Source organism: Turicibacter sp. St.80E1 (assembly GCF_059728495.1).
The window spans coordinates 2,145,863-2,158,932 of sequence record NZ_AP039386.1; the positions used below are offsets into that span (position 1 = coordinate 2,145,863).

The window sequence follows — 13,070 nt, forward strand, 5'->3', positions numbered from 1 at the left end:
CACCTGATTTCTCTTGATACAATAAAATTATTCACGTTGAAGGAGGAGCCTTTTCATGGAACGAACATTATATGGATTAAGAGTGATTAGTGTGTTAGGATTTTTCATTCAAGCATTTCTTTTAGTTCTTAACTTAATTCTAGGTCTATTTTTTAAATCGTTAGATCGAATTCTCTTATACTCCTGGAAACTATTCTTTATTGTTGCGATGCTTGCCTTAGTTGCAGCACTGGCTGGTTACTTTTTAAACAAACCCAATAGCAGTCTTTAAATCAAAAAATAGCCCAAGTCATGAGCCTGGGCTATTTTTAGTTTGAATAAATTCCTTTGATGGTTTCCTGTGCTAAAATATGGCCCTCCATCTGTTGATAGAGTTCATTATAGTAAAAGCCAGGTTTTAAATCTAGCATTTTGTCTAGGGCATACACATGAAGTTCGTAAAGGTGTGGAGCATCCGGTGGTGCCATTCCTCCATAGTAGGAACAAGCCTGTGCTGGGGTATTTCCCCCCTGATCACTGATCCAACTATTCACACCTTGAACGAAATCTGTTGCAGTTTGACTCTCATTCTCTTCAATCACCGTTCGCACAATATTAGCAGCTGTCCAATGAATCCACGAGAATCCTGATACCGGAAAGGCATCTTTATCTTCTAACACCAGTGCATAAGACACTGTCCCCTGAGGGGCATCTTTAATCGTAAGGGGTAAAGAATAGGTCGGCATTTCATACTCGTTCATTTCGCCACGGCATCCGTATTGATCCATAATCACACCGTTTACAATACCCGAACTTGTCACTTTCATGTCATCACCTCCAACTTTAACTCCCTTTATTATACAACGTTTAGGTGATATTTAATCCTGTAATAGAACGTTTTAACCAAACTTCTTTTTTAATTTTGGAAGATCCTCAGGATCAATCCACTCTTCGGCGTATCCGCACTCACAACAAACATATCTCGGTACTTTGACATAAGAAAAAATCGTAGCGCCAATTGCTATATTATTCCCCGTTCCGTAAGGGCCGGCAGTCCCCTCTACGCGAATCATCTCTGTACTCTCACATTTTGGACATCTCTTTGACACTTTCATTTTAATCCCCCTAAATTTATAGCTTTCGGATAATTCCTATACTCTTCAACTTATTCACTTAAATCAGGAATATTTCATTTGTTTAATTAACATTGTTATCCTTCTTATCAACACGATATGGTATAATAATCATGTAATTTTTACCATATCGTGTTGATAAGTTCAAGACCTGAGGAAAATTTAGATGTTCAAACTTTAGATTACTGTAAACTTTTATCAATTAAATGACCATCAAACATTTGTGGAGGGATAGGTTATGACTAATGAGTTCGTGGGAAATATGATCATTTGTTGTTTATTATCTTTAATCATTGGAGGAATTGGATTTTTACAATATAAATCTAATATTCTTTTTAATGTGAACTATTCTTCAAATCAAAAAATTTGTAAAATTATAGGACTACATGTTATCTTTGCTGCAGTCGTTATATTCGTTAGCCCCTTTATTTTAGAAGTACTCCAAGATACGCATTATCTATTAAAAAAAGCAATTCCAGTGACGTTGATGTTGATTATTATATTAGACATGTTTATCCGCATCAGAAAGTTGGAATCCTAACATATGGCGTAAGAATCCATTAATCGTTATCTATCGTGTGGTAAGACTTGATTACTAGCTAGCGTTCTAGGGCGCTAGCTTTTACTTTGTTGAAGTCTCTATCGTTGCCACTTCTGCTCATTTTTTTAAGACGTGTTTACTGTAGTAGCTACTTCCTAAAAGGGCACCCTATTTCTTGTCCACTTCATTTATCCATCACAACATCATCAGTATACAGCTTCCGTTTAAGCTCTCCTTAGGGATATACGCAAGAGCCCATGACCCTCTATTTCGGACGCTCACCCGGTTGTTTGATTCACCGTAAACCTAATCACCTTCTCTTCTAAACTAATAGCTTGAACGATTCTACGATAAAAAAAAGGGGGGATGTTGCACACACTTTACGTACTCAACAGACTGAATTCTTCCAAAAAAGGGACGGTTCAAAAGCCGTCCCTTTAATCATTTAAAATCCATACTTTTTCATACACTTGTCCATATTCAATATAGCACGTAAATCCATTCCGATCGTGTAAAAATAATTTATCAGTCATGGAATCTTTCTTTAATTCACCTGAAAGATAAACCATTTCATCATAACATTCAATTTGTAGCTTTTGTCCGAGCTTCACCGAATCTAAAAATTCTCTTGTAAAATAATCATAAATATGCAATTCATCTTGACCTAACATAAATAAAACATCTTTAAACACAATCGTCACATCCCCACTTTTTCTCAGATTTTTCTTATCTGTACTATATCACAGAACTAAAGATAAATTAAGCAATATGCTATCAAATCTCCTCTGCAGGATGCCCTCACAACGCTATCATAGATAGGACTGAATATCTATGATAGAAAACTTATCTGCACTTATATAGAATGTGTTACGGCTTACCAGCTAGGTCATGTCATTTCACTCCCTTTTATTTGCTATCTTAAGAATTTATTAAGAATTTCTTTATAATTTGGATGGCTGTTTCTTAATATTTACACGCTATACTTGATTCAAGAACGCAGATGAGCATTTTAAAGGAGGTTTCTTATGTTAGAGATGAAAAATGTAACGAAACGTTATGGGAAAAAAGTTGTTCTCGATGATGTTTCCATTCAATTTCAAAAAGGAGCAATTACTTGTTTACTTGGACTCAACGGGGTGGGGAAAAGTACGACAATGAAATCAATCATGAAACTCGTCCCTATTAATAAGGGAGAAATTTTAATTGATCAAACCCCCATTACGTCACAAAATATTAACCAATTAGCCTATGTTCCTGATATTCCAATTCATGATTTAGGATGGACCATTCCTAAAAACTTAGAATTTGCCCAAGTCTTTTATGAAGGATTCGATATTGAAAAAGCGTGGCGAATGATTAAATTTTTTAAGGTACCTACTGATAAAAAACTAAAGGAACTTTCAAAGGGAAATTTAGCTCGCTTTAACATTATTATTGGATTATGCCAAAACACCCCTTATCTATTATTAGATGAGCCATTTAGTGGAATTGACGTCTTTACCCGTCAAACATTTATCAATTTACTTAAATCAGAGTTTTTAGAAAAAGATCAAACCGTCATCTTAACAACTCATGAAATTGATGAAGTTCAAGACATTGCCGATCATATCGTTCTCCTTGAAGACGGAAAAGTATTTGCAACGTTCTCAAAAGATGAGGCTGAAAAAGAAGGATTGACGATTGTTGAAAAAATGAAATCTTTATATAGCGAGGTATAATTATGAAATTTTTAACACTAATTGAAATTGAGATAAAGAAGCTGCTTCCATGGATGTTAACCTTATTTATCACACTAAGTGCCGTATCGACCGGCCTATTTTATAAACTCATTAATAAAACTTATCAAAAAGAAATTCTCCCACAAATTATGGAGAGCTCTTTAGAAACCTATGTCAAAGAAAATGGTCGTGTCAGTCTAACACTATTATTTGATTCAACACCCGTTCCCCTTCTCTTTTTATTAAGTGCCATTCTATTAGTTTGTTTTGCCTTTTATCTTTGGTATAAAGAATGGTTTGGGGCATCAAAACGAATCTATATGTTACTGACACTTAAAGGAAGTCGTCTGAAAATCTTCTTCTCTAAATTACTCGTCACCGTCTTCTCGGTTTTTTGCTTTTATGGATTAATTCTATTCATTTTATGGATTTTAAGTTTTGTCATGACACTTGTCTTCCCTAAAGAGTTAATTGCTCCCCAACCGGTAACGAGTTTATTGCATTACTCTAACTCAATTGGTCTTGTTTTACCACTTTCTATGGGAGATTTTATTTATAAACTAGGATTCATTATTTTAATGTTTAGTCTGATCTCTTTCTTCGTCTTGTGCGATCGTTCAAAAAAAGTGATTGGAATTATTTGTGGCGGTGCCTTTTTATTGGCTAATATCGCTCTCTTCCTCTACACTAAAACACTATACTTATATATGGATGAACGTTTAATCGTCGATTACGGATTTGTGTTTGTTATGAGTGCACTGACGATGGGCTTATGTACATGGTTAATCAATAAGAAAGTTTCAATTTAGGTGAGGTGAGAGAAATGAAGTTATATCATATGATTGGATTAGGTACGGCTGGCCTATTATCACTAACGGCCCTTGGATTTATGACACCTAAGAGTGAGGTTCCAGAAAACGTTGAGTATAAAATTGAAACATTATCGGGCGATGCGAATCTTTTAGCCGATTTACAATTCGAAGCCATTGCGAAAACGGGGCCCAACCAATACTCGAAGGTTGTCTTAACCCATGATGGTGCACAACTGACGAAGACAAAGTATGACCCTTTAAGAGGTGCTGGTGAAAAGGTTTTAAATAACCGCGATTTATTTCGTCATTTAGGATGGGCAACAAAACTTGAAACAACAGATTATATTGTGCTTGCAGAATTTAACTCGTCTTATCTTTATACGAATGAAGAGCCTCTTTTAAGACTTCGCTCAAAAGAATTGAGTACAGGCGAAGTACTTAAAAAGGATATTATCTTAAAAGAGTTAAATTACGGAGAAAGTACATTAGATGAATATTTAACTGAATATGAGGGAGACTATTATTACATTACAAGAGTTTATAGTCAGTTAGCAGATAAAAATAATAAACTTTTAATCTATCAATTAAATCCTCAAACATTAGAATTAACACTTAAATTCGAAGAGGAATTTTCAGCAACTAACTACCCTGCCATTTTGGTAGAAGGCGGTAAGATGTATGAGGTAGATTTATCACTTGGACAATTAAAAGTACGCAACTTAAAAACGAATGAATCGACGGTTTATTCATTATCTTATAAAGATGAAAATGCCTCTATCAATGAGCTTGTTCCATTAAATAACGATTACTTCTTCAATCTAGCAGATACATTAGTTAAAGGTATGGTCAATGAGGAATCGAAATCGATTGAGTTGGTCGAAATGGTTCAACCTAAATTTCTTGCGACATTAAATGAAAAGTATGATTTAAGTTATATAAAATCGATGGTTTCCCACGATGATCTCCTTTATGTCACATACGTCGGACGTAAAAACACATCAAGTGCAGAGTTTATTGCCATCATCAATCCAAAAACAAATGAAGTAGTTTACGAAGGAAAACTAGATACCTCTTTAACGCAAGGATTAGCAGAGGATTACAAACTTCATTTTACAGATAATGATTCCAAATAATTAAAATTAATAGAAGGAGGATGGCACGTTTATGATTGCCGATTTCAAAAAAACAATCATTAATGTTCTGAAGGAAATCAAATTATCAAACATCGGGTTTTTACTTTTAATTATTCTATTCCTTATTGTCGCCTTGCCGACGCTAACCCCTAAACTTTTCTCTTCACTTCTTAAATTTATCTTCCCTTTCCTCCTTCTCTCCCCATTGCTTTTCTTTCTTTTAAAATAAACAAAAGCATTCTAATGAAAAACGTTCCCTTGGGACGTCGTTCAATTAGAATGCTTTTTCTGTTTCCTTTTAACCAACTTCTGCTTTTCTCACCTGTCGTTGCAACGTATAAGCTCGCATGAAGCATAGGAACGCTAAAACAAAATTAACACCGGGGAATATGATTGAAATCCGAATAAATACCGCTAATATAACCCCAATTAACAACCAAAGATTTCGTTTGGCTTTTAACCCCATTCTTTTTCACCCCCTTTCAATCACCCAATGAAACAAGGGATGGTATTAGTTTTTTTATGAAATATGAAAAAATTTCCTATTTTTATCTCGCTATAAAAAATTATAACTTTTTTTTCTTAATTAATAAATAGTTTATATCACATTGTAAAAACTATAAATGGTTAGAGATTAATCTTCTAACCAAAGTTCCTCCTTTTATCTGATTTTACGCTCCTATTTTAAAGCCCACGCCAACTGATCATTGACGTGGACTTTTCGCGTTCAAAAATAATGATCCTCCCTTTAAACTAGCGAGATGCATCAATCAAAAACTCAATGAGTACCTGTTGATAAAATATAGCAACGTGAACAAAGGAATCTATCCTCTTTTAAAATAATGACTCCTAACCCTCTTCACTCTATCGGTCTTCGCTAAAAACCACTCCTTAAGGAGTGGTTTTTAGTAACTTCAATACATTAAAAGAATACATGGCCATTAAACAGGTTAACGAGTTTGCTCATCTTTGCTTTTCGATTTAAGGTGATCTTTATAAATCGCTGCCTTCGTAAGCGTACTTCCTCGTTTTAAATTTAATTCATTAAGACTATGTAACTGAGCAGGTGCTAATTTCATAACACGCGCCTCCTTTAATATTAAGTTACAGTCTTAATATTCCAAACTGTTCCAACCTTTATGCGTTATTTGTTTAAGATATTTAAAATGGTGACTAATCGATTCACCATTTCTTGATCAACGACTTGGAAACTTGCAAGGGCGCGAATAGGCATCTCTTGGATCATCCCTATATCTAATTGATAATCTTCTTTCATCGTCTCAATTAATTCCGTTATCATTTGACTCAACTTCGGATTTTTAATAAGTTCATTAAACGTTGTATTCGTCGTTATTCCTGTTGGTACCTTTGTTTTCCCTTTTACTTTAATGGTTCCCCTAAGAACAATATCTCTCGATGATTTAGCTAAAAGGATTCCATACTCCCCCGTCTCTACATACCAATCATGAAGCGTCGGATGATAATATGAAAAATCACGTTTAGTTAACGTAAAAGTCACCGTCTGCGTCTGTTTAGGACTTAATGCAACTTTCTTAAACTGACGTAACTCCTTCACTGGACGAATTGTATCACCAGTGGGATTTTCAACATAGAGTTGGACAACCTCTTTACCAAAATAATTTCCTGTATTCGTTACATTCACCTGAACCACCAACGGCTCATCCTCAGCTATTTGTCCCCGACTGAGTTTTAATTGATCATACTGAAAAGTCGTGTAACTACATCCATGACCAAACGGAAATAAAACATCCATCTTTCTTGCATCATAATAACGATACCCCACAAACAGACGCTCATTATAATACACGCGATGGTCAACCACTTTTGTGGATAAGTAAGCTGGATGATCCTCTAAACGAAGAGGAAACGTTTCCGCTAACTTCCCTGATGGATTCGCCCGACCAAATAATAAATCCACCGTCGCTTCCCCAACAGCCTCGCCAGATAAATACATCTCTAAAATGGCGTTTACTTCATTCACCCACGGCATCTCCACAGGTGCTCCATTATGAAGAACAACAACCGTATTTTTCTGAACCTTCGCAACCTCCTGAATCAGTTTATTTTGAACAGCAGGTAACTTCATATGGGGACGATCATAAAATTCCGTTTCAAAGGATTCTGGCAACCCTGCAAAAATAACAGCAACGTCACACGATTTTGCCAACTCAATCGCCTGATGTAATAAACGCTCATTAAGCGGGTGGTCCTCGAGTAAAAACCCTTGAGCAAACGACACATCCGTTATCCCCTTCACCGCTTCTAATGCCGTATCTATCTGATAAGGGTGAATATGCGAACTCCCCCCACCTTGATACCGCGGCGCCTTGGCAAACTCCCCAATAAACGCAAGTCGATTTCCCGATTCTTTAAGTGGCAATACCCCCTGGTTCTTTAATAAGACCGCGCTCTCTACCGCAATTTCTTTCGCCAGTTGATGGTGTTGATCTTTACTAACTACAACCTGCTTATTATTCTCATAAGACTTAAAAACCTTTTTTAATAGGCGCTTCACACTCTGATCTAAAACTTCTTCATCTATTTCGTTATGTTTTACTGCCTTTAATAAAACATCGTCATTCATTCCATGATGACCCGGCATCTGTAAATCCATCCCCGCCTTTAAAGCAGAAACCCGGTCATTCACGGCACCCCAATCGCTGACTATAAATCCATCAAATCCCCATTTATCTCTTAGAAGATTCGTTAGTAGCGAGTAAGACTCGCCAACATACTCCCCATTTAAACGATTATACGAAGACATCACACTCCAAGGCTTTGCCTCTTTTATTGCCTTCTCAAATCCAGGAAAATAAATTTCATGCAACGTCCGCTCATCAACTTCTGAGCTCGCCGTCATCCGATAACTTTCTTGATTATTGCAAGCGAAGTGTTTGAGACACGCTCCAACCCCTTTTTGCTGTAAACCTAAAATATACGCGGTTGCCAACTCACCTGTTAAATGAGGATCCTCTGAAAAATATTCAAAGTTTCTTCCTCCTAACGGCGAACGTTTAATATTAATGGCAGGACCGAGTAAAAGACCTACCTTTTCAGCTTGGCACTCCTCCCCAAGCGCTTGCCCTAATCTTTTCAATAACTGGACATCAAACGAACAGGCTGTCGTGGCAGCCGTTGGAAAACAGATGGCTTCTTCGCTATCATTCATCTCTAAAAAATGAGCATCCCCGGGTTGCTTCCTTAGCCCATGAGGACCATCACACATCATCAGACTCGGAATATTAACATGAGGAATTGATTTAGTATGCCAAAAATCTTCTCCCGAGCAGAGTGCTACTTTTTCCTCTAACGACAACTGACTAACTAACGTATCGAGTGATTGCATTCTCTCTCCTCCTCTCTTTTACCCAGTATATTCACAGGGTTTAAAAGTTATTTATACCAATAAAATAAAGTTTTCTTACACTTTTTAGGACGTAATAATGATATACTAAGGTTAAGCGTTTATTGGAGGGGATTTTAATGCATACAACGGACACGCGATCACACGAGTATCAGGAGGAGAAGGTCGAATCAGAAACACGAATGATGCGCACACTGTTTGATTCTATGACTCACCTAATGGGGGCCTCAATTAAAAAGGGGTTAGATACTTTACGAAAAGATAATCGTTCGTTGCTGACGGGATTACTTGTTGTCAGTGCACTATCGTGCCTTTTTACTGGAACGATTGCCTACTATACGATGAAACAACCACAACCGTCTCGCGAAGAAATTATCGCAAATTACATGAATGGAAACCCTTATTACTTTGATTCTCAAATTCCGGGGGACCTTCCAACTGAAATTGAAGAGTTTTTAGAAGAATGGTTTTTCGACTTTACGAATCCTTCTACTTCTCCTGAACAACCTTTTCAAGAATTTTAATTCAATACGATAACCATAAAAGCGAATCCTTCACACGGTTCGCTTTTATACAGTGCATCGCTTAGCGCTAACAATGCGCACCTCTTGTTTTTCTTAAGGAACTTCTCAAAATTTAAACAATAGGAACCCTTTTTTTCCCTGATGTCTAGACTCATCGTTAAAGTCATGACATAATTTTAACGATATCGCCTAAAGGAGTGAAGTTATGAAACGAATTCAAATTAAAGATACGACCTTATCCTTATGTCCAATTGGCTTTGGAACCGCAAATGCCGGAATTGCTTGGGATAATGAAGAGGCCTTTAAAATGCTAGATTTATATGTGGAACTAGGTGGAAATGTCATCGATACTGCCCGTATTTATAGCGATTGGGTTGCTGGGGAAATTGGCCGTTCTGAACGTGTCATCGGTGATTGGTTAAAACATCGAGGACATCATGAGGATTTAGTTATCATTTCAAAGGGAGGTCATCCCCCACTAAACGAAATGAACACGAGCAGACTCAGTAAAGAAGAGATGACCTACGACTTAAATAAAAGTTTAGAGGCCCTCGGAATTGACTGCTTGGACATTTATTTTTACCACCGTGATGATCTAAATCGTCCTGTTGCCGAACTCATCGAAACGATGCAGGACTTTGTTCGTGCCGGAAAAATAAAATATTACGGTTGTTCAAACTGGACAACTGCGCGAATAAAAGAGGCCATGGACTATTGTAAAGAAAAAGGGTACCGCGGATTCGTTGCTAATCAAGCACTTTATAATGTAGCTTCTAACACGATGGCACCTTATCCCGATGAAACAATGGTGACGATGGATGAGGAAATGCTAGCCTTCCACAAGGAATCCAACGTGTTAGCTATGCCTTATTTTAGTTTATGTAGCGGATTCTTTACAAAGCTTAACAATGGCGTTGATGTGAGTCAAAGCCCATACTATACAGAAGAGAATCTTCGTCTTGCTCATCACTTAAATCATTTAGCAACAAAGTATGACGCAACGCTATCACAAATCATCATGGGTTATTTAACGACGCAAACACTGCCAATGTGTGCATTGGCCGGCGCAAGTCGCCCTGAGCAGTTAATGGATTTTATGAAAACTCTCGATTTGCCTATCGATGCCAAAGATTACTATTAAACTTTTCTAGGGCAAGCAATTTTAAACTAGGGAGGATTCCATGGACGATTTAACTGGTAAAATAAGTTTATTTTTGAAGATTCGAAAGGTGATGGTCTATTCTAGCCTTTTACTCGGTTTATTTCTAATTATTTTCTTAAAGGCACACTTGGGTTTAGCCACGCTGTTGCTTCTGATTAATGGATTCTCTCTTTGTTATGATCTTTTGACGGATAGGAAAAAGGAGCGGTTAATTAAAACCTGTCATCGCTTGCGTGAGACTAGTGGTCGCTCTAAGGCTTACCTCTTCTTAGGAATTACCCTACTCTTCGTCCTATTCATTAAACTTATCTTTCCTATTATTCTGATCATCTACACTTAACTTTTTAACACTATTTATCATTAGAGGTATGATTTTAATATTTTAGGACAATATAATAAACGGCTATCTATAGTCTTATATGCTAAGTAATTCTAACTTTTAGCCTTCTTTCTACTTCCTAAACAAAAAGAAAGCCACGATGGATTCCCCTTCGTGGCTTTCGTCATTTATAAATAAATTACCATAAGTACCGAAATAACAATATTTAAAATCAACACCAAGTGATCGGTTAAATACCCAATCATAAAATAACTCGCTTTTTCTTTTCCGGCAATTAACTGTTCTAAGGCAAAATCACCAATTAAGTGAAACATCGATAATAAAAAACAGGCCATTGTCACCCCAGGACGTTGATAAATAAAGGCCCCAATCACAGGATGGAAGACCAATGCCATTCCCATTAATCGAACAATCCGATTAATCAGTGCGCTAACATCTACAACAATCCCCGCTTCCTGATACGTCTCCGTCGCTACCTGAACAATATCAGTATTTAATTCCGCAATCCCCGATTTTACTCCCTCTACATATCTTTTATATGAGATTAATCGCTCACGTCTAATAATCGATCGAATACTCCTAATTGTTAGAAAAATAAAACTAAATAAAACAGCCGCCTTTACAATAAACATAGCTTTCCTACTTTCTCCCCAAGTGGTCAAATTTCGACATTACCTCTCTATCATAAAAAAATAATCCGAGATAATCAAGTCTAACGAACGAGATTCTTAATATTTCTTCTCTCCCTCCTTATATCTTATGATAAAGTCCTTAAATCATTAAAAAAATTAAGATAAAAACGATGACAATCCTGCCATCGCTTCAAAATAGACCTAAGGGGAAAAAGAATGAGACGATTACCTAAACCTTATCCATCCCCATTAGCTTAACCGATTTCCCCTTGATATTCCACAAACTTATAGAGAAGATAAGCGGGCAATCCATATTTAAACCCCGCTTTTACAATAGCGCCGGATAGCTTCAATATAAGGAGTAAAAATATAATTAAACACGTTAAGGTTAACATCATAACCTTCCTCCTACCCATTAATATAAGGACTTTTAGCAATACCGAAAAGACTCCCGCCCAACGTTAAAAGCTATTTTTTTATCAAACCCATTTACATATAAACAAAACCACCCTTCATCCTTTATAGACCTAATTCCAACACCCATCAGATGATGATACAACTAGACCTGTTAACCCTGTCAAAAAAGTATCGGTTCTGTTATCACTGGCCCCATCTTTGATTCTCGGCATCTTCCAAGTAAGCCATTGAATACAGGGCGTGTTATCACATATGCCATCCGTTGTGCATGGTATATAGACTTATATAGTTTATGTTCATGAATAAAAAATGGTCTTTACTTTTGGTATTTTTTTAAAAATTGTTCGTTCCATTTAGCGTGTTGTCTAATATATGGCGTAATGTCTTTTCCCTTTAAAAGGGCAATCAACATCGGGGAAAGAGTTACTAATGTATCCCGATAACCCATTTGAATCTTTTCTGTAATTGATGCCTGATTAAAGTTTAGAGTTCCTGATCCATTGATTAATTCTAATGAGTTAGAGGGATAAATCTCAATCAAGCGGGCATGTGGATAAAGTCGTCGGTCGACTTTATCCGTATAAGTTAAGTGGACTACAATAATTAAATCTAAATCATGATTTTTTAACGGGGCAATGGGGACATTATCCGCATTAGCCCGACTGTATCGAGGATTATTAATCCCCCCATCAGCATACTGCTTTCCTTTAAACGTGATTGACGGAAAAATATACGGAACCGCACATGAGCCGAGTGTAATATCAATGACCTCTTCTTCACTATACTCGTTTAATTTAAAATATTCTGGATAACCATCTGTCACGTTATATGCGCAACAATAAACCTCTATCTTCGTTTGATTTAGTGTCCCAACGTCTACAAACTCCTGAATGTAATCACGGATACCTTTTTGCGAGATTAATCCTAACTCACTTAACTCAAGACCGGAAGCTTTAGTGAAATCACCGGTATGCGTTGTAAATCGTTTAATCAGGTCACTCAGATAACTAAGTTTAATGGAGTCCGATTTAGTAACGATTTTCGAATACGAGAGTGATCGCCAGCTACGTTCGATCAAATCCTTATCTTTCATGCATAAGCAAAGGGCATTCAATGTACCAATTGAAACGCCGGATACGACATCGATATTATTAATTAAGTCTAGATCCCACAATGCGCGTATGACTCCTGCTTGGTAGGCCCCTTTAGCCCCTCCACCTGCTAATACTAAACCAACTTTCAAGTTAAATAGCTTTCGTCCACGAAATATCATCGTATCCCTCCTAGTTCACAT

Annotated in this window: 16 protein-coding genes; 7 read left to right on the forward strand and 9 right to left on the reverse strand. The window is 36.8% G+C overall.

From position 1 onward, the window contains the following. The first annotated feature begins 55 nt into the window (after window positions 1-55). Window positions 56-271 carry a hypothetical protein gene (locus AC6I0I_RS10275; RefSeq protein WP_161831009.1) on the forward strand — a complete coding sequence of 72 codons (216 nt, stop codon included), beginning with the start codon at window positions 56-58 and terminating at the stop codon, window positions 269-271. Window positions 272-308: 37 nt separating this feature from the next. Here the strand turns inward: AC6I0I_RS10275 and AC6I0I_RS10280 are convergent, their stop codons facing one another. After that, complete coding sequence (locus AC6I0I_RS10280; RefSeq protein ID WP_161831008.1) at window positions 309-806, reverse strand: YbhB/YbcL family Raf kinase inhibitor-like protein; 498 nt, start codon at window positions 804-806, stop codon at window positions 309-311. A 72-nt stretch (window positions 807-878) separates the two neighbouring features. After that, window positions 879-1,094: a hypothetical protein gene (locus tag AC6I0I_RS10285; RefSeq protein ID WP_161831007.1), complete on the reverse strand. Its 216-nt coding sequence runs from the start codon at window positions 1,092-1,094 to the stop codon at window positions 879-881. A 256-nt stretch (window positions 1,095-1,350) separates the two neighbouring features. Between AC6I0I_RS10285 and AC6I0I_RS10290 the strand changes: the two genes are divergently transcribed. After that, entirely contained in the window at window positions 1,351-1,653 is a 303-nt protein-coding gene (locus AC6I0I_RS10290) for a hypothetical protein (RefSeq protein ID WP_161831006.1), read from the forward strand. Window positions 1,654-2,090: 437 nt separating this feature from the next. Here AC6I0I_RS10290 and AC6I0I_RS10295 read toward each other — a convergent pair whose 3' ends face one another. Beyond that, complete coding sequence (locus AC6I0I_RS10295) at window positions 2,091-2,345, reverse strand: hypothetical protein (protein WP_262953858.1); 255 nt, start codon at window positions 2,343-2,345, stop codon at window positions 2,091-2,093. A 333-nt stretch (window positions 2,346-2,678) separates the two neighbouring features. On the opposite strand from AC6I0I_RS10295, the gene AC6I0I_RS10300 reads away from it, so the two are divergent. The 3 genes from AC6I0I_RS10300 to AC6I0I_RS10310 are packed head-to-tail and all read left to right on the forward strand — an operon-like array spanning window position 2,679 to window position 5,316. Beyond that, window positions 2,679-3,371, forward strand: coding sequence for an ABC transporter ATP-binding protein (locus AC6I0I_RS10300; RefSeq protein ID WP_262953857.1), 693 nt, complete (start codon window positions 2,679-2,681; stop codon window positions 3,369-3,371). 2 nt (window positions 3,372-3,373) lie between these two features. Further along, on the forward strand, window positions 3,374-4,180 hold the full coding sequence (locus AC6I0I_RS10305) for a hypothetical protein (RefSeq protein ID WP_161831003.1): 807 nt from the start codon (window positions 3,374-3,376) through the stop codon (window positions 4,178-4,180). A 14-nt stretch (window positions 4,181-4,194) separates the two neighbouring features. Further along, window positions 4,195-5,316, forward strand: a complete 1,122-nt coding sequence (locus tag AC6I0I_RS10310; RefSeq protein WP_262953856.1) for a hypothetical protein — start codon at window positions 4,195-4,197, stop codon at window positions 5,314-5,316. Window positions 5,317-5,614: 298 nt separating this feature from the next. Here AC6I0I_RS10310 and AC6I0I_RS10315 read toward each other — a convergent pair whose 3' ends face one another. The 3 genes from AC6I0I_RS10315 to AC6I0I_RS10325 all read right to left on the reverse strand — a co-directional run bounded on the left by AC6I0I_RS10315 (window position 5,615) and on the right by AC6I0I_RS10325 (window position 8,683). Beyond that, window positions 5,615-5,782: a hypothetical protein gene (locus tag AC6I0I_RS10315; protein WP_161831001.1), complete on the reverse strand. Its 168-nt coding sequence runs from the start codon at window positions 5,780-5,782 to the stop codon at window positions 5,615-5,617. A 484-nt stretch (window positions 5,783-6,266) separates the two neighbouring features. Further along, the gene (locus AC6I0I_RS10320) at window positions 6,267-6,395 is read right to left on the reverse strand and encodes a hypothetical protein (protein WP_255421455.1); all 129 of its coding nucleotides are present in this window, start codon (window positions 6,393-6,395) and stop codon (window positions 6,267-6,269) included. A 65-nt stretch (window positions 6,396-6,460) separates the two neighbouring features. Beyond that, window positions 6,461-8,683 (reverse strand): glycoside hydrolase family 3 C-terminal domain-containing protein, encoded by a 2,223-nt coding sequence (locus AC6I0I_RS10325; protein ID WP_262953855.1) that lies wholly within the window; start codon window positions 8,681-8,683, stop codon window positions 6,461-6,463. Between the two features lie 137 nt (window positions 8,684-8,820). Here AC6I0I_RS10325 and AC6I0I_RS10330 point away from each other — a divergent pair, with 137 nt between their 5' ends. Beyond that, a complete protein-coding gene (locus AC6I0I_RS10330) occupies window positions 8,821-9,225 on the forward strand; it encodes a hypothetical protein (protein ID WP_262950990.1) in 405 nt (134 codons plus the stop codon). Between the two features lie 205 nt (window positions 9,226-9,430). Then, window positions 9,431-10,366, forward strand: a complete 936-nt coding sequence (locus AC6I0I_RS10335; protein WP_161830998.1) for an aldo/keto reductase — start codon at window positions 9,431-9,433, stop codon at window positions 10,364-10,366. 528 nt (window positions 10,367-10,894) lie between these two features. Here AC6I0I_RS10335 and AC6I0I_RS10340 read toward each other — a convergent pair. From AC6I0I_RS10340 to AC6I0I_RS10350, 3 genes are all read right to left on the reverse strand, one after another. Then, window positions 10,895-11,359 (reverse strand): hypothetical protein, encoded by a 465-nt coding sequence (locus tag AC6I0I_RS10340; protein ID WP_161830996.1) that lies wholly within the window; start codon window positions 11,357-11,359, stop codon window positions 10,895-10,897. A 254-nt stretch (window positions 11,360-11,613) separates the two neighbouring features. Further along, complete coding sequence (locus tag AC6I0I_RS10345; protein WP_338506359.1) at window positions 11,614-11,757, reverse strand: hypothetical protein; 144 nt, start codon at window positions 11,755-11,757, stop codon at window positions 11,614-11,616. Between the two features lie 335 nt (window positions 11,758-12,092). Continuing rightward, the gene (locus AC6I0I_RS10350; RefSeq protein WP_161830994.1) at window positions 12,093-13,049 is read right to left on the reverse strand and encodes a patatin-like phospholipase family protein; all 957 of its coding nucleotides are present in this window, start codon (window positions 13,047-13,049) and stop codon (window positions 12,093-12,095) included. Window positions 13,050-13,070: the final 21 nt, after the last annotated feature.

Excerpts from the sequence above, each read along its gene's own strand:
- AC6I0I_RS10305 (WP_161831003.1), top strand. The coding sequence starts at position 3,374 with ATGAAATTTTTAACACTAATTGAAATTGAGATAAAGAAGCTGCTTCCA.
- AC6I0I_RS10335 (WP_161830998.1), top strand. The coding sequence starts at position 9,431 with ATGAAACGAATTCAAATTAAAGATACGACCTTATCCTTATGTCCAATT.
- AC6I0I_RS10280 (WP_161831008.1), bottom strand. The coding sequence starts at position 806 with ATGAAAGTGACAAGTTCGGGTATTGTAAACGGTGTGATTATGGATCAA.
- AC6I0I_RS10350 (WP_161830994.1), bottom strand. The coding sequence starts at position 13,049 with ATGATATTTCGTGGACGAAAGCTATTTAACTTGAAAGTTGGTTTAGTA.
- AC6I0I_RS10285 (WP_161831007.1), bottom strand. The coding sequence starts at position 1,094 with ATGAAAGTGTCAAAGAGATGTCCAAAATGTGAGAGTACAGAGATGATT.
- AC6I0I_RS10300 (WP_262953857.1), top strand. The coding sequence starts at position 2,679 with ATGTTAGAGATGAAAAATGTAACGAAACGTTATGGGAAAAAAGTTGTT.
- AC6I0I_RS10310 (WP_262953856.1), top strand. The coding sequence starts at position 4,195 with ATGAAGTTATATCATATGATTGGATTAGGTACGGCTGGCCTATTATCA.
- AC6I0I_RS10290 (WP_161831006.1), top strand. The coding sequence starts at position 1,351 with ATGACTAATGAGTTCGTGGGAAATATGATCATTTGTTGTTTATTATCT.
- AC6I0I_RS10320 (WP_255421455.1), bottom strand. The coding sequence starts at position 6,395 with ATGAAATTAGCACCTGCTCAGTTACATAGTCTTAATGAATTAAATTTA.
- AC6I0I_RS10275 (WP_161831009.1), top strand. The coding sequence starts at position 56 with ATGGAACGAACATTATATGGATTAAGAGTGATTAGTGTGTTAGGATTT.
- AC6I0I_RS10340 (WP_161830996.1), bottom strand. The coding sequence starts at position 11,359 with ATGTTTATTGTAAAGGCGGCTGTTTTATTTAGTTTTATTTTTCTAACA.
- AC6I0I_RS10325 (WP_262953855.1), bottom strand. The coding sequence starts at position 8,683 with ATGCAATCACTCGATACGTTAGTTAGTCAGTTGTCGTTAGAGGAAAAA.
- AC6I0I_RS10345 (WP_338506359.1), bottom strand. The coding sequence starts at position 11,757 with ATGATGTTAACCTTAACGTGTTTAATTATATTTTTACTCCTTATATTG.
- AC6I0I_RS10315 (WP_161831001.1), bottom strand. The coding sequence starts at position 5,782 with ATGGGGTTAAAAGCCAAACGAAATCTTTGGTTGTTAATTGGGGTTATA.
- AC6I0I_RS10330 (WP_262950990.1), top strand. The coding sequence starts at position 8,821 with ATGCATACAACGGACACGCGATCACACGAGTATCAGGAGGAGAAGGTC.